The organism is Paraburkholderia aromaticivorans (assembly GCF_012689525.1).
Taxonomy (GTDB): Bacteria; Pseudomonadota; Gammaproteobacteria; order Burkholderiales; family Burkholderiaceae; genus Paraburkholderia; species Paraburkholderia aromaticivorans_A.
Genome location: NZ_CP051516.1, coordinates 151953 through 166377 on the forward strand (window position 1 = coordinate 151953; position 14425 = coordinate 166377).

Genomic DNA, 14425 nt, shown 5'->3' on the forward strand with positions numbered 1-14425 from the left:
GCCATTGTGCCACGCAGTGTCACGCGACCCGCGCGGTGGACCGGCCGTGAGCGCGGCGGCGCCGATCGGCGCGTTCGCCACGGCGCACAACTTTTCGGGACTCGTCGGGTCCAAACTCGTCGGCGCGGCTTTCGAGTTGCGTGCGCAGGAATTTTTGCAGCGCCAGCGTTTGCGGTTCGTCGCGCGCAATGTGTCGTGCCGTCGCGGCGAGATCGATCTCATCATGCGCGAGCGGGACGGCTCGCTGGTGTTCGTCGAGGTTCGCGCGCGTGCGCAGCGGCGATATGGTGGCGCGGCGGCGAGTATCGGGTGGCAGAAGAAGCAGCGCATCGTGCGCGCCGCGCAGTATTTTCTGGCGACGCGGGCCTCGCATTTGCGCGATCAGCCCGCATGCCGGTTCGACGTGATTGCGTTCGAGGCCGGCCGGCTCGTGTGGTTGCGCGACGCGTTCCGTGCCGACGAAGTCTGACGCCTGGCGGGGAGAACGCGCGTGAGTGCGATAAACTTGCGCTCGCGTGCAGGCCACGGGGCGACGTCGACAACGCAGGAAGCAGTGCAATAAGCGATGGTTTGCGTGCCTGCACGGCGTTGCTGGCCAGGTTCATCGGAGCGGCACGACTTCGCAATACGACTTCACAACACGGCCGCGCAGTGCGGCCATTCGCGGTAGAAGATAGAGACTCGATGTCAGTCGAACGCATTCAACAACACTTCCGCGACAGCGCGGCAGTCAAACTCGAAGCCCTCGAAACCCTGTCGATGCCGATCGCCGCTGCGATCGACACGATGTTCGCCGCGCTGGCCAATGGCAATCGCATTCTCGCGTGTGGCAATGGCGGCTCGGCGGCCGACGCGCAACACTTCGCTGCCGAACTGATGGGCCGATTCGAGCGCGAGCGGCCCGGCTTGCCGGCGATCGCGCTGACCACCGACACATCGGTGCTGACCGCCATCGCCAACGACTATTCGTTCGAACAGATTTTCTCGAAGCAGGTCTGGGCGCTCGGCCAGCCGGGCGACGTGCTGCTGGCGATCACCACGTCCGGCAGTTCCGCCAACGTGCTCGCCGCGATCGAGGCCGCTCACGAGCGCGAAATGATCGTGGTCGCGCTGACCGGCAAGGGCGGCGGACGCATGCAGGAAGTATTGAGCGATACCGATATCCATGTATGTGTGCCGTCGGATCGCACCGCGCGCATTCAGGAAGTGCATTTGCTGACCATCCATTGTCTGTGCGACGGCATCGATGCCATGTTGCTGGGCGAAGACTGAGACTGATTCCGAAGGAGAGCTAGTTGATGAGCGTATTCCGCGTCAAGAAGACACTGGTGAGAACCGTGCTGGTGGTTGGGTTCGCGGCGGGGCTGTCCGCAACGTTGCAGGGTTGCTTTCTCGCCGTTGCCGGCGCGGCGGGCGGCGGCGCGCTGGTGGCGACCGACCGGCGCACGCTCGGCGCGCAGACGGAGGATCGTGAGTTGCAGGTGAAGGCGCTCTCGCAGATCAGCCAGAACTTGCCCGACAACGCGCACGTCAATGTGGCGGTGTTCAATCGCCGCGTGCTGCTGACCGGCGAAGTGGCGGGGGACGTGTCGAAGCAACGCGCGGAGACCATCGTGCGTAGCCTGAACAACGTCAGCACGATCGTCAACGAACTGACGATCATGCCGGCCAGTTCGTTCTCGTCGCGCACCAATGACACTTACCTCGAGACGCGTGTGAAGACCGCGCTGATCGCCGAAAAAAACATTTCGGCGAACAACTTCAAGGTGGTGGCCGAGCGTGGCTCGGTGTATCTGATGGGCCTCGTCACCATGGACGAAGGCAATCGCGGCGCCGACGTCGCGAGCCGTGTGCCGGGCGTGGTGCAGGTCGTGAAGGTGTTCCAGTACATCCAGCCGGCGGAAGCCGCGGCGGCTGCCGCGGCAGCAGGGACTGCGCCTGTAGCAGCGGCTTCGCAACCGGACGCGAGCGCGCCGACCGTCGGCGCTATTCCTGATTCGTCGGTGAGTTCGCGGCCGCTCGAACAGCAGGCGCCCGCGCCGGTCACCAATTCGAACGCCGTGCATCCAGGTAACCCGAAGGCGACGACGCCATGATGCGCGGTGTTGCCGCCGTAGTCAGCGGGCTGATGCTTGGCGCGCTGGCGGGTGTTGCCGCACCGGCTGCGCGAGCCGCCGATGCGCCACGTGGTCAACTGGTCGCCAACGCGAATGCCTGTATGGGATGTCATGCGGTGGACCGCAAACTGGTCGGCCCATCGTTCCAGCAGATTGCCGCGAAGTACAAGGGCGACGCGCAAGCGCCGGCGAAATTGTCGCGCAAGGTGAAGGACGGCGGCTCCGGCGTGTGGGGCATGATTCCGATGCCCGCGCATCAGTCGATGAGCGATGCGGACATTCGTGCGGTGGTGGATTGGGTGCTTGCGGGTGCGCCTTCCAGGTGATGGTTTGTTGCTGTTTGGCTGGCTCCGGCGGGCTTGGCAAAACGGAAAATGCTTGTGCTAGAATTGTTTGCACGTTGGGGGGGTAGCTCAGCTGGGAGAGCGTCGCGTTCGCAATGCGAAGGTCGGGAGTTCGATCCTCCTCCTCTCCACCAGGAACAAATCCAAGGTAATCCAGGAAAGTCCGGAAACCCCGCAGCTGCAAAGGCGCGCGGGGTTTTTTGTGGCCTATAATGTCCGGTATGATCCACTGACATCCGGGGGTATGTTGGGGTACTTCTAGGGGTATCCGGCATGCCGCCAGAGGGTGATACCCCCAATGGCCCTTACTGATACAACGATCCGGAACACCAAACCTGGCGAGAAGCCGCTCAAGCTGTTCGACGGCGGCGGCCTGTTCCTGCTCGTCGCCCCAACGGGCGGCAAGCTCTGGCGCCTCAAATACCGGTTCGGCGGCAAGGAGAAGCTGCTGGCCCTTGGTGCTTACCCCGCTGTGAGCCTGAAGGATGCCAGGGAGCGGCGCGATGATGCCCGCAAGCAACTGGCGAAAGGTGTCGATCCAGGAGAGAACCGGAAGGCCGAGAAAGCCTCGAAGTTGGGGCGCGCGGCCGACTCGTTCGAGGTGATCGCCCGCGAATGGTTTGCCAAGTTCAGGTCCGCGTGGGCCGAAAGCCATTCCAGCAAGATCATCCAGCGGCTGGACAAGGATGTCTTCCCCTGGCTCGGGGCGCGGCCCATCGCGGAAATCACTGCTCCCGAACTGCTGACGGTCCTGCGCCGGATCGAGGACCGGGGGGCGGCCGACACGGCCCTGCGGGCCAAGCAGAACTGCGGACAGGTTTTCCGGTACGCGGTGGCGACGGGACGCGCCGAGCGCGATCCTTCAGGCGACCTGCGCGGGGCGCTCGCGCCCGTCACACATGAAAACTTTGCGTCCATCACCGATCCGGCCGAGGTTGCGGAACTCCTGCGCGCCATCGATGCGTTCAGGGGGACGTTCGTCGTCAAATGCGCCCTGCAGATCGCGCCCGTGCTTTTTGTGCGGCCCGGCGAACTGCGCACGGCGGAGTGGGCGGCCTTTGATCTCGACAAAGCCGAATGGCGCTATCTGGTCACCAAGACCCGGACGGAACATCTCGTCCCGCTGCCGGTACAGGCGGTGGCGATCCTGCGCGAACTGCATGCCCTGACCGGACAGCGGCGCTACGTGTTCCCTGGCCGCGATCCGCACAAGCCAATGAGCGGGGCGGCGGTCAACGCCGCCTTGCGGCGTCTCGGGTATGACACCAGGACCGAAATCACCGGACACGGCTTCCGGGCAATGGCGCGCACGATTCTGCATGAGGAACTTCACTTCAAGCCTGAAGTAATCGAGCACCAGCTTGCGCACAAGGTGCCCGATGCCCTGGGCGCGGCCTATAACCGCACCCGATTTCTGAGCGAGCGCCGGGTCATGATGCAGCAGTGGGCCGACTACCTTGACCGGCTGAAGGCGGGCGCGCGGATTGTTGAGGGAAAGTTTGGGTCAGCGGGATAAAAAAATGGCTGAACCCGGCTACACGACTCCCTAAAACGCCCACCTGGATACCCTTCAAATCGCTGTTTCGCCCGCTGACGCGCGCCCGAGCACCCGAGCACATCGAGCACATCGAGCACATCGAGCACATCGAGCACATCGAGCACATCGAGCACATCGAGCACATCGAGCACATCGAGCACATCGAGCACATCGAGCACATCGAGCGCTAAATAATTAGTAGTACAATCCATCGACGTCCAGTGCGGTGCGATATACAAAGCCGCGTTTGGGTCCGCGAGTTGAAAGCGGGCCATCGCGGCGGCGGCAAAATCGATTGTGTGTCCCTATCGAAACAACGGGAGATGGAGCAGCCGTGGGCGGACTATCTGGATTCGGTTGAAGGTGTCACGTAGGTAATATTGTTCCGCGAGCAAGCGGCTTGGCGTTTCTTGATCCGTGCCCCGACGGGGTGAAAATCGGGATGCCCCTGGCCGACTGGTGCGGTTTCTGATTCAAGGGGGGGCGCGCAAAGGAGACAAGATGACGACTGCGAGAGCTAAATATGTCGGGGATGGTGCCGGAAAGAAAACGAGAGACTTCTCTGAAGGCCTCAAACAGAATCTTTCCACTTTTTACTCTCAGCACAGCGCTGTGGACTGCACTGTATTCGTCCACCCCGCCGTCGCCTTCGTAAATGAAGTGCTCGCCCAAGCCCACCGATCAGTTTCCGAATTGATGTTTCATGAACTCGATCTCACGAAAGCGGAGCTTCACGCGGAGCATAGGGATTTGCTCAATTTATTGACGAAAGCAAATCGCAAGTTGCGTTCTCTCTCGGTTGATTTAAGCAAACTCTTCGAAATCGAAACGGACCCGCTCGAAGTTGCGGACAAAATTTCAAGATTGATCGACCACGTTAAGCGTGCAGAACCAACAATAAACGGACTGCCCACCAAACCCAAGACCAGCGAAATACAGCACGAAGTGGCGGTAGAAATGGCGATCAACGTCCTTCGCGTTGCCAATAAATATGGGATCAAAGTTGTCGCCACCTACAATGCGAACTTTGGCTACACCAGCGATGCGGTGAACATTCTTAAAGCGATTGGCGATGACATTGGACTTCGTTTCAGCGACGTGACGTGGAAGAATATCGTCATCCAAGCAAAAAAGAACGCGATTGATATCTGGTAGCGGCAAACGCCCGCAAACGCGGGTGCATCGAGCTACCAGATTTTCGTGGTCCTAAGAAATACGATGGGGACGTTGTACAACCATCAAAGGACGGCACGAAATGCACCAACTCCCCGAAACTGGTTACCTGCGTCTCCGCCAGATCATCGGCGACCCCCTGGCAAACCCGCCCATCCCCGCACTTATCCCTGTCAGCAAATCCACCTGGTGGGAAGGCGTCCGCACGGGACGCTATCCGCCATCGGTCAAAACGCTTGGCGCACGCATCACGGTATGGCGTGTAGAAGCCATCCGCCAACTCATTCAGGAAGCGGCGGGAGACGGCGCATGACGTACACGACACGGAACCCCCACCGCTACACTGCACAGCAGTTCGTGGAAGACGTTTTCGCGACCCTGCCATCCGCCTTACCTCTGTTTCACGCGTTTGGTCGTTTAACTACTTGCGGCAGCTGTGGCGCTCAACACGATGGATTTCGGTTCGGAACGAACATTCGCAGAAAAGAGAAAAAAATCGTCGGCGTCGAGATCATAGCGGTGTGCAACGCCTGCGCCGCAGGTTTGACGATGGTGGAGTGCACAACGAAAAATCTGGGTGAAACAAGCGGCATGTTCGTTCCGGAGGCGAGCTGGGTATCCGCAGCAATAGTCTTCCGCGAACTGGGCGCTGAGGTGGTGAGACTCGGCGGCCTCCCGCTCCTCATCAATTTTGAAGGGAGCGAAGATGACTGAAATCCAGCCATCGTGTTCCGACCGCCTGCTTGCTTTTTCCTTGTTCGCGAAATTGACGGAAACTATGCCTCAACGGGCAGGAGACCTTCGCTGGCCCAAGGTTCGCCGGATGTTTGAAGCGCATTTGGCTAATCCGCACAAGGATCGGGTTCCTGGCTTTTCTCCTGTGCGCTTCAAGCCCGGAACGACACGCGCAGACATCAACGTCGTTGCCATAAGTTGCCTTGTGCTTGATCTGGATGACGTCCCGCTGGATGCAATTCGTGGCGCAATCAGTCAATACGAATGGGTGGCCTATAGCACCCATAGCCACACAGCCACGCAGCACTGTTCGCGAGTGATCCTCCCCCTCATGCGCGATGTATTCCCGGCTGAATGGTTCCGATTCTGGTCTGCAGCAACCCGTGAATTGACAGGTGGTCGTGCGGACAAGGCATGCAAAGATCTGTCGCGCTTTTACTATCTGCCATCGGTGCATCCTGAGCGTGCATCAGACGCATTTCATGTGCATAACGAGGGTACCTGGCTTAACCCCGATGCGTTCCTTGCCAACGTCAGCGCTGCGGCAACGGGCGCTGATCCGGGTACCGTCAACTCCATCGCTGGCGCGCAATCACTTCAGGTTGCTGCTCTGGGATCGAATCTGAGTGCAGGAAAAGTTGACCTTGACGCTGATATTTCGGAGGGCAGCCGCAACGATGGACTGACGCGCGTGGCCGGTCATTTCGCGCACAACGGGTTAGCCGGGGAAGATCTGTTCGAACGGGTTCAGACGCACAATGTCGCCAGGTGCAAGCCGCCACTGGATCGCCAGGAGGTACGCACAATCTGCGCGAGTGTTTCGAAACGCGAAGCCGAGGCGCGTGCGACGGCAGCGGATACACTCGAAGCCGCGCTGCGTCGCTTAAACGAACAATTTGCGTGGATTCAAACCCCGCCTGCAATCTGGCGAACCGCCTCAAGGGAATTTGTGGCGGTGGCCGCATTCCGGATCGATCAAGGCAACCAGCAAGTTTTGTCAGGTAAAACGTACGTCGAACTGGGAGCCGCGTGGCTCAAATCGCCGGAGCGCAGACAACATTTCCGTCTTGCATTCGAGCCGGAGCAAGCCGCGATCACGAGAGACGGAGCATTGAATCTGTGGGAAGGATTCGCTATCGCGCCAGCGGCAGGTGACGCCAGTCCTTGGCTCACTTTGATGGCCCACCTTTTCCCGGACCAGAGCGCGTGCCGGTGGATTCAGCAATGGCTAGCACATTCGATACAACATCCCGGTGCCAAGAAGCATTCGGCAATCGTGTGCTGGTCGCGGACGCAAGGGCTGGGTAAAAATCTGGTATTCGAAGCGGTTGCACGGTTGTTCGGGCGCCACGCATGCGTTGCTCAACCCGGGCAATTGGGAAAGCAGTTTAACGCCTGGATGCGTGACAAGCTCCTGATCATTTCTGACGAGACAGGAAGGCACGGCAACCAGCAGGCTGCAGACCTGATCAAAACGTGGATTACATCGAGTGAAATTGTGACGGAGCAGAAAAATCAGCCGAGTGTGGTGTTGCGGAACGTAACGGACTTCGTTTTCTTGGGCAACAACGCCGACGCTGTTCACCTGTCAGCCGAAGATCGCCGGTTTAGCGTATTCGAGATTACCAGCCAGCGATTGTCCGACGCGTTCTACCGTGACTTCGCCAACTGGCGTGACAGCCCCGCCGGGTTGCCCGCGTTGCTGCACTACCTTCAAACGCTCGACCTTAACGGATTCGATCCGAAAGGACATGCGCCCATGACGAGAAGCAAGCGTGCCATGATTGACGCGTCCCGTTCTGGTCCTGAACAGTGGCTGCTGGAGACGTTCGTTTCCGGCACCGTCGCACAGCAACACGGACGGGAGCTTTTCTCCGCCGTAGAGCTCTGCCTGGCTTATGAATGGAGCACCAAGCAGAAAGCGACTGTCGAGGTGATGGGGCGCGCGCTCTCAAAGTCAGGAATACAGAACAAACGGGTTCGTCTCGCTGGAGCGCAGCCGGTTGTCTATGCTCTCGATAATTACACGCACTGGTCACAGCAGCCGAGCTCGGCCTGGGCGATCGAAGCTGCGAAGCCGCTGAAATTGCCCGGTGCACGATAGAGATGCGGTTTGTCGATAACCATGGGAAGACAATGATGTTGCTCTCGTGCATGGACAAGGAAAGTGCATGCACGCCACCCACAAAGACGGGCCTCGTCGTCGTGCTCGAACCGGTTTATCTCAAAACACGTTGTCAGAAAGGTGGGGGCCAGGATTTTTAATTCTGGCGTGCATATGCTCACGACCATGCCCAACTGCTTGCACGCCGGGGAGCACCACCACCATTGCTCCTTGTCTCTTTTGTGCATGTGTGCAAGATATTTCTATATATAAATTATAAAATCAAAACAAGGGAGCTCCCACGTGGCACGGGGAGGCGGATGCGTGGATATATAAGCTTTGGCAGGTTGCTTGCACACGTGCACATCGCAAGATACGCTCAACTTTAGTCAGATACTGAGGGAGAAAAATGCAGCAATTCTCGCCCAAGATGCCTGCGTATTTGCAGAAGCTTGCAGCCCAAACTTCAGGCATTGAATTGACCCAAAAGGAATCCCTGCATGTGCAAGTTGGCAATTGGATAGCGACGCTGCCGGAGGGGGACCGCAACGGGCCACACCCGATGAACGTGTTGCACCAGCAATTCGATGCTGCTCCCCGCTGCCTGCAGAATGCGATGATGCGCTTGGGGTACACCCTGAAGCGGTTGCGATATGAAGGCGAAACGATCGCGTATTGGATACGCTGAGCTCGACGCCATAGCGTGACCGGCATGATAGGCCGACTGCTTCGACGGGCTTGGCGCTTTCCGAAAGTACTCCAACTCGCCCAGCGGCGGCACCACGGTCTCGCGGATTCGATAAAGCGACTCCGATAGCAGATCGCTGCTGTGCACGCCGAAGCGTGTAAACCCGAGTTTCGCCGAATCGACTTAATACCGCACTATTGATCGGGACAAACACGCAGGGCGACCCAGCGGCAGACAAACATGCCGCCGGTCTGGCTGCACAGTGAAATATCGGCGGACGAACCGACGGACGCGAAGACGGGGGCTATGCAGGTGGCATATTTCATCGATCTGTTCTCACCTGAAACCTATGAGGCGTTCGCCCGTTCGTCTCGCGACATTTCAGGATTTCGCCGCCGTCACGAAAACGTGGCGCAGAAAATCAAACCCGGCGATGTGTTCGTTTGCTACCTGACGAAGCTCTCCCGCTGGTTTGGCCTGCTTGAAGTCGTCGAAGGACCATTCATCGATGACAAGCCCATATTCCTTCCCGAAAACGACCCGTTCATAGTGCGATTCCGGGTGCGCCCGACTGTCTGGCTTGACATCGACAAAGGCATTCCGATCCACGACCGATCAGTGTGGGAGAGATTGTCATTCACGCGCGACCTGAAAGAAGGCGGTATCGCGTGGACCGGCAAGGTTAGAAGTAGCCTGGTGCAACTTGGTGAACAGGACGGAGCCTTCCTCGCGGAACTGCTGACTGCCCAGGCCATCGAGGGCAAGTCGTATCCTATTGACGAGCAGGACAGACGCAACCTTGCGACGCACACCGTAAATCGCCCCGACAAGGTCGTCGCGGTCAGCGTCCCCGAGGACACAACTGCAATCGAGCCGACCGAAAGGATTCCGGAGACGGAGGCACGCGAATCCATCCGCATGCAGGCGCAAGTCGCCAATATTGGCGCCAAGATGGGAATGAAGATCTGGATTCCCCGCGCTGATCGAGGCGGCGTTCTCCGGGAATGGGCCAATGAGGAGGGCGCGCTGCTTGACCGACTGCCGCTCAACTACGACGAGACAACTCTACGGACGATCGAGCAGATTGACGTTTTGTGGCTCAAGGGGCGATCGATCGTCCGCGCGTTTGAGGTCGAGCATACGACCTCGGTCTATTCCGGCATTCTGCGCATGGCCGATCTTGTGGCGCTTCAGCCCAACATGAACATCAAGCTTCACATCGTCGCTCCTGAGACAAGGCGGGATAAGGTCTTTCAGGAGATACGGCGCCCGGTTTTTTCTCTTCTCGAAAAAGGTCCGCTCGCCGAATATTGCACATATCTGTCGTATGCCAATCTTCACAAGTTGGCCGAGCAAGAGCACCTTTCACACATGTCGGATACTGTGCTTGACGCGTACGAGGAGGAAGCGGAGTAGTCGCCCAAGCTGCCGACAGCTCGGCGGTCGCCATCGCTGCCCCAACGTTGCCGACGGGCACTCCTTCGACGAATATTGTTGGTCGCTGTCAGTCGCGAAAGGCCGAACGCGATCGACCCACTGCCGCCGTTTAATCCTGCGCACCCAGACGGCTGATTCCAATATAAAGCGGCGGCCGTGACCACATCGATATGTCCCAATGGGCGCAAAGCCCGACTCAGCAAGTGTTGTTCAGAATCCCTTGGTGCTGTCGTTAACCAGTGTAGGGCGTATGTATAGCCGCCTTGTCGCTTCCGCGCTGGAGCGGAACACGGCTTGCTATGCGTCACAGTTGTGGTGGCTATGGGGGATTACGCGCTTACGTGCACGAGACAATTAGACTAAATTGGATCTGTGTCACACTGTCGCCGGTTTTGCTGTGCCGTAGAGTTAGCGCAATTCTATCGATGACGAGATTTGATAGATTCTTTGGACTTCTAGGTCGGCCCATGAAAAGTCAGGAGAATGAAATGAAATTGAACGATATTTTGTCAGAGCAATTGCCGGAAATAGATGAGTCCGTGAAGGAGTGCGTAAATTTGGGGCAATGGCTGCTTTTTAAGACGGATGGTCACAACGAAGTGGCTTTTTATCTTAAGACAGCTTCGAGCATATTCGAATTGAGTAATAGAGGAAAAATTCTCCAGAAGGTCGATGATGACGAAGATAATCTGGAAATAGATGAATTATTCTATTTCTCGGATCTTCCGAGGCCAAAATCATTAAGTAATTCGATCGTTGCTGGGGTTGCAAGATAGAAAAACTACGGGGTGCCGATAATAATGAGTTTAATTGGTGGCAACACGAAGTGGGTGCTTTTTCTTTCAGTCAGTGCGGATACTGCTGAGTATCGGCATATTATGGATTTGGCATTTGGCCTTTTCTGCCTTGAAACCGGCGGCATAAATATTGCCGACATCTATATTTATGTGGATGGCAAGGACAGGGCGTCGATAGAAAAAATATTAAAAAATGGCACTAACTCCGCGTTCACGGTAAAGGAATCGAAAGATTTCTTTGTTGATCAGGCGGTGAACAAATACCAGAACATGGTCATGTTTATCACTGGGCATGGCGGTCTACTTGGCATCGACGCAGCACCACCGATCACCCCCTATAAACTGCTCAACTGTATCAAGTCGTCTCCCGGTCTCGAACGAGCGATGGTGTACTTGGGCCAGTGCTTCGCCGGAAACTTTAATTACATTGGCGCAGGCCGGAAGACAGATGCGAACGGCGTTAGCGACCCTGAGGTGATCTTTATGGGCGCAACGAATCTACACGAAAGTCTGAGTTGTTCGACTCAGGAAGCTTTCGTGTCAGGCGCGACCCTTCCTTGGCAGGCAAATCTTTTTTTGCTTCATGCATTTAAGTGGTTCTCAAATCCAATTGACGTGGATGGTGATGGTGCGCTAACAATTATTGATTCATATAAATATGCCGGTGTTCAATCGAATTATGTGAATAAAAATGTTAAGGCAACGGTTTTGGCAAATTCAGTCGATCTCCAGGAAAAATGGGTAAAGGCGAGAGAGGCATATAACGCAAATCAGAATTTGGCAACGCAGGTTGCTATGGAAGCTGCGTATACTCAGTATCAGTCGCAATTGGCGTTGCTCTATGTTCACCAAGAGTGCTGGATTCTAAATGCTATCCCTGCTCAGCGGATTGAGCTAAAATAGTGAAACAATTTTCGATTAACTCAGAGCATCTCAAAAGCGGCTGTTGACGCTGAACGGTGTGTAAGGACCGAAACGGATCGGAATTACACATCCGAGGAGGCGGAAACCGGACGTTGGGAGCTGGCTGGTACCGAGCGTCCGTTTATCGGAATGATGCGACTCGTATCATCGCTGACCGAAGGGCTGCTTTTCGGGGCGGCGCTGGCATCGAAACGTCCAGGCGGCGGTGAGGGCGAATGACGCTGCATGGCTGCCCCCGGTCCGACGCGGTCGTCGGAGGACGGCCGCACACGGCACCGATGCGAGCGGCACAAGACGGCCCAGACTGTGTCAAAACGCACGCCGTTTCGGCTCAGCGCAAAAAGTGGCTTGTTAGAATGCTCTATATCGGCCTCGCAGCACATCAGGAGGGGTAAAGAGACCCCCTAAAACCCAGTGATTTTGAGTTTTGACGCGGTCTCGGCCCACTCCCGACGTCAGTGCCTGTGCCAATTCAGCGGTAGCTTGCTGGATACCAGCCGTCGTCCGCGCCAACGTGGTGGCCGCAAATGCTCAGCCGGAGTCGCCATTCGTAGTCACGCCAAATGCCGTTTTGGAAGCGGCCGCTTCCGAGTATGACGGCGAGACGGCTACGTCGACGCATCGCACATAAATGATGCGATTTGGGTCTTATGCCGTGTTTGGGACACGAGACTTCATCGCTTTCACGGACAACAAACCTGCCATCAAAGCGCATTGACGGCGAGGCAGTGGTGACCTTGCGGCCGTGGTCGGGAACCAGCAACTGCTGCTATTACGCAGTGACGCGATACGATGATGAAAATAAATCTCGCTATTTCTGACTTCAATAAGGAAGACTGAGATGAGAAAACTCAGGCCATAGTTTCTGGATCAATGCGGAATTTTACTTTTTCTTTCTCTTGCGCTTTCTTTCTTTTTTCTCAGCATTCCGTTTCGCAACGCTGGGTGCCGGTTTTCTAATAGGCCTTACCTCACTTCCATCGCCCGACTGTTCATAGGTCAAGCGAGATTGGATGGTTTTCCTGAACAGCCCCATTTCTTTTCTAATTCGCTTTGCTTCCGCATACTCAGCTTCACTCCATTCGTCTGTATGCACATAGATGAGCTCCTCACTGGCACCTTCATGATTGATGGCATCACAGGCAATTCCAACAATGATGTTGTGCTGAGGAAAAGCATCTTTGCAGGCATAGCAGTAGTGAGCAAGCCAGTTCTTCCTTGCTTGTCGATATGTCTCATAGTCTGCTAGCTCAGGGGTTCGAGGCAAAACCATCCAAACATAGGCTTTGTTTGAAGTTGTGGGGGAAGTCAGCACTCTGACTCGAGGCAGTTTTTCAGTATCAGGAAACGGGCGACTCAGTATCTCGCCAACACCAACTGAAAGTGCTGCTCTAGCAATCCGATGCTCGCCGGCCATGTAGCGAAGAACAGTGATTTCCTCATCATAGGTATTTCCATTCGTTTCCCGCCACTGCCCGGTGAATGCACCAGATCCCATGGTTTCGATACAGTTATCCCAGAAGTATGAAGGCCTTTTCATGCTCTTCATCTGCAAGTAGACATCGGACCTTTTCACGTTCTTGTAGTAGCCTGGTGCAACGGTGACCATTCGCACGTCAACAGGTATGACGAAATATGGAATACCTTTGTTCTCAAAATCCTCATAACTAGACAGATAGTAAGCAAGCAAATCATCTTCACCAGGTGCTACAAGTAGGTTGCCGCCATCAATGAATTCTTCCTTTGCAGACAAGTAAGTTGTGAAGTCAGAAATCGTGTCTAGCTCACTAAAGACCGCCTCAATACTTACTTCGTCAAAAAGATGAACATAGCCTTTGTCAGCAGATGGACGGCCAATGAGAAATGGTGTTTGGAAATGCTCATCCCCCACAATGTCGGGCTTGATCACCAATGTACCGCTATCATCGTTATAGTATTCGCTCGCAGCCTTGGTGATTCCCCTTACAACTACTACTCGATGAATCTTAATTCTATCTGCTGGAGGGAAAGTTACTGGGAAAGGAGAGGTGCATTTATTATCTAAGAAAATTCGATTCGGAAACTCACGGATCCACTTTTCAGCTTGATAGACTTGATACGAGCTTTTCAGGTACGCCCTTTTTACCCATCGACGCCAGCCAACATTGATGTCTTCGGTTTGCTTATAGGCGACTTCCCCCTTGTCACTGAAAATGATGACGTGATCCCCAAAGACCACCAGCAAGTCACACAGCTCTTCGCCCTGGCCTTTGGTAAGGCCTTCATCCTTGTAGACATTTGGGAAAGCCCACAAGCTCAAAAACGCTTTCTCTGCTAGCTTGGCGAGTAGCCGCTCAGACTCAGTAAATGACTGTGCTTTGACGATGTTTCGCATGGAAGGCCAAGGGGGCAATCTAGACCCTTCATCATCTCATAGGCGATAGCCTTGAACACCTACCTCTCGTAGGCTATTGAAGCAGGAGAGCCGAACCAAATCCCCCGGCACATCTGCGATCGATCTCCATCAACGAGAGAGGTGAACTGAATGTCGGCTATGTAGAAAGGCGAAGATCTCATAAGGGTCGATAGG

At 56.0% G+C, this 14425-nt stretch carries 16 protein-coding genes and 1 tRNA gene; 14 read left to right on the plus strand and 3 right to left on the minus strand.

All coding sequences use genetic code 11. The features are described from left to right. The first annotated feature begins 4 nt into the window (after positions 1-4). The 6 genes from HF916_RS28695 (at position 5) to HF916_RS28720 (ending at position 3977) form a co-directional block, all read left to right on the plus strand. Positions 5-469 (plus strand): YraN family protein, encoded by a 465-nt coding sequence (locus tag HF916_RS28695; protein ID WP_431311449.1) that lies wholly within the window; start codon positions 5-7, stop codon positions 467-469. A 215-nt stretch (positions 470-684) separates the two neighbouring features. Then, the gene (locus HF916_RS28700; RefSeq protein ID WP_168792295.1) at positions 685-1272 is read left to right on the plus strand and encodes a phosphoheptose isomerase; all 588 of its coding nucleotides are present in this window, start codon (positions 685-687) and stop codon (positions 1270-1272) included. Between the two features lie 26 nt (positions 1273-1298). Beyond that, complete coding sequence (locus HF916_RS28705; protein ID WP_168792296.1) at positions 1299-2096, plus strand: BON domain-containing protein; 798 nt, start codon at positions 1299-1301, stop codon at positions 2094-2096. Then, complete coding sequence (locus tag HF916_RS28710) at positions 2093-2443, plus strand: c-type cytochrome (protein ID WP_168792297.1); 351 nt, start codon at positions 2093-2095, stop codon at positions 2441-2443. The genes HF916_RS28705 and HF916_RS28710 overlap by 4 nt, the downstream gene beginning before the upstream one ends. Positions 2444-2519: 76 nt before the next feature. After that, positions 2520-2595 (plus strand) — tRNA-Ala (locus tag HF916_RS28715). A gap of 164 nt (positions 2596-2759) precedes the next feature. Beyond that, the gene (locus HF916_RS28720) at positions 2760-3977 is read left to right on the plus strand and encodes a tyrosine-type recombinase/integrase (protein ID WP_168792298.1); all 1218 of its coding nucleotides are present in this window, start codon (positions 2760-2762) and stop codon (positions 3975-3977) included. Here HF916_RS28720 and HF916_RS28725 read toward each other — a convergent pair. Further along, positions 3914-4273 carry a hypothetical protein gene (locus HF916_RS28725; protein ID WP_168792299.1) on the minus strand — a complete coding sequence of 120 codons (360 nt, stop codon included), beginning with the start codon at positions 4271-4273 and terminating at the stop codon, positions 3914-3916. The genes HF916_RS28720 and HF916_RS28725 overlap by 64 nt on opposite strands. 226 nt (positions 4274-4499) lie before the next feature. Between HF916_RS28725 and HF916_RS28730 the strand changes: the two genes are divergently transcribed. The 8 genes from HF916_RS28730 (at position 4500) to HF916_RS28765 (ending at position 11835) form a co-directional block, all read left to right on the plus strand. Further along, positions 4500-5153 carry a hypothetical protein gene (locus HF916_RS28730; protein ID WP_168792300.1) on the plus strand — a complete coding sequence of 218 codons (654 nt, stop codon included), beginning with the start codon at positions 4500-4502 and terminating at the stop codon, positions 5151-5153. Positions 5154-5253: 100 nt separating this feature from the next. After that, a complete protein-coding gene (locus tag HF916_RS28735) occupies positions 5254-5484 on the plus strand; it encodes a helix-turn-helix transcriptional regulator (protein ID WP_168792301.1) in 231 nt (76 codons plus the stop codon). After that, positions 5481-5885 (plus strand): hypothetical protein, encoded by a 405-nt coding sequence (locus HF916_RS28740; protein WP_168792302.1) that lies wholly within the window; start codon positions 5481-5483, stop codon positions 5883-5885. The genes HF916_RS28735 and HF916_RS28740 overlap by 4 nt, the downstream gene beginning before the upstream one ends. Further along, entirely contained in the window at positions 5878-8010 is a 2133-nt protein-coding gene (locus tag HF916_RS28745) for a DUF5906 domain-containing protein (protein WP_168792303.1), read from the plus strand. The genes HF916_RS28740 and HF916_RS28745 overlap by 8 nt, the downstream gene beginning before the upstream one ends. Positions 8011-8419: 409 nt before the next feature. Further along, the gene (locus tag HF916_RS28750; protein ID WP_168792304.1) at positions 8420-8698 is read left to right on the plus strand and encodes a hypothetical protein; all 279 of its coding nucleotides are present in this window, start codon (positions 8420-8422) and stop codon (positions 8696-8698) included. Positions 8699-8938: 240 nt separating this feature from the next. Next, the gene (locus HF916_RS28755; protein ID WP_168792305.1) at positions 8939-10114 is read left to right on the plus strand and encodes a hypothetical protein; all 1176 of its coding nucleotides are present in this window, start codon (positions 8939-8941) and stop codon (positions 10112-10114) included. Positions 10115-10623: 509 nt separating this feature from the next. Beyond that, positions 10624-10911: a hypothetical protein gene (locus HF916_RS28760; protein ID WP_168792306.1), complete on the plus strand. Its 288-nt coding sequence runs from the start codon at positions 10624-10626 to the stop codon at positions 10909-10911. Between the two features lie 24 nt (positions 10912-10935). Beyond that, a complete protein-coding gene (locus HF916_RS28765; RefSeq protein ID WP_168792307.1) occupies positions 10936-11835 on the plus strand; it encodes a hypothetical protein in 900 nt (299 codons plus the stop codon). A gap of 493 nt (positions 11836-12328) precedes the next feature. Here HF916_RS28765 and HF916_RS52115 read toward each other — a convergent pair whose 3' ends face one another. Next, positions 12329-12571 (minus strand): hypothetical protein, encoded by a 243-nt coding sequence (locus HF916_RS52115; protein WP_431311475.1) that lies wholly within the window; start codon positions 12569-12571, stop codon positions 12329-12331. A 168-nt stretch (positions 12572-12739) separates the two neighbouring features. Further along, positions 12740-14230, minus strand: a complete 1491-nt coding sequence (locus tag HF916_RS28770; protein ID WP_168792308.1) for a hypothetical protein — start codon at positions 14228-14230, stop codon at positions 12740-12742. Positions 14231-14425: the final 195 nt, after the last annotated feature.

What these genes read in the sequence shown, in the direction of transcription:
- HF916_RS28700 (WP_168792295.1), top strand. Translation starts at nt 685, where the DNA reads ATGTCAGTCGAACGCATTCAACAACACTTCCGCGACAGCGCGGCAGTC.
- HF916_RS28705 (WP_168792296.1), top strand. Translation starts at nt 1,299, where the DNA reads ATGAGCGTATTCCGCGTCAAGAAGACACTGGTGAGAACCGTGCTGGTG.
- HF916_RS28710 (WP_168792297.1), top strand. Translation starts at nt 2,093, where the DNA reads ATGATGCGCGGTGTTGCCGCCGTAGTCAGCGGGCTGATGCTTGGCGCG.
- HF916_RS28720 (WP_168792298.1), top strand. Translation starts at nt 2,760, where the DNA reads ATGGCCCTTACTGATACAACGATCCGGAACACCAAACCTGGCGAGAAG.
- HF916_RS28725 (WP_168792299.1), bottom strand. Translation starts at nt 4,273, where the DNA reads ATGGCCCGCTTTCAACTCGCGGACCCAAACGCGGCTTTGTATATCGCA.
- HF916_RS28730 (WP_168792300.1), top strand. Translation starts at nt 4,500, where the DNA reads ATGACGACTGCGAGAGCTAAATATGTCGGGGATGGTGCCGGAAAGAAA.
- HF916_RS28735 (WP_168792301.1), top strand. Translation starts at nt 5,254, where the DNA reads ATGCACCAACTCCCCGAAACTGGTTACCTGCGTCTCCGCCAGATCATC.
- HF916_RS28740 (WP_168792302.1), top strand. Translation starts at nt 5,481, where the DNA reads ATGACGTACACGACACGGAACCCCCACCGCTACACTGCACAGCAGTTC.
- HF916_RS28745 (WP_168792303.1), top strand. Translation starts at nt 5,878, where the DNA reads ATGACTGAAATCCAGCCATCGTGTTCCGACCGCCTGCTTGCTTTTTCC.
- HF916_RS28750 (WP_168792304.1), top strand. Translation starts at nt 8,420, where the DNA reads ATGCAGCAATTCTCGCCCAAGATGCCTGCGTATTTGCAGAAGCTTGCA.
- HF916_RS28755 (WP_168792305.1), top strand. Translation starts at nt 8,939, where the DNA reads ATGCCGCCGGTCTGGCTGCACAGTGAAATATCGGCGGACGAACCGACG.
- HF916_RS28760 (WP_168792306.1), top strand. Translation starts at nt 10,624, where the DNA reads ATGAAATTGAACGATATTTTGTCAGAGCAATTGCCGGAAATAGATGAG.
- HF916_RS28765 (WP_168792307.1), top strand. Translation starts at nt 10,936, where the DNA reads ATGAGTTTAATTGGTGGCAACACGAAGTGGGTGCTTTTTCTTTCAGTC.
- HF916_RS52115 (WP_431311475.1), bottom strand. Translation starts at nt 12,571, where the DNA reads ATGCGCTTTGATGGCAGGTTTGTTGTCCGTGAAAGCGATGAAGTCTCG.
- HF916_RS28770 (WP_168792308.1), bottom strand. Translation starts at nt 14,230, where the DNA reads ATGCGAAACATCGTCAAAGCACAGTCATTTACTGAGTCTGAGCGGCTA.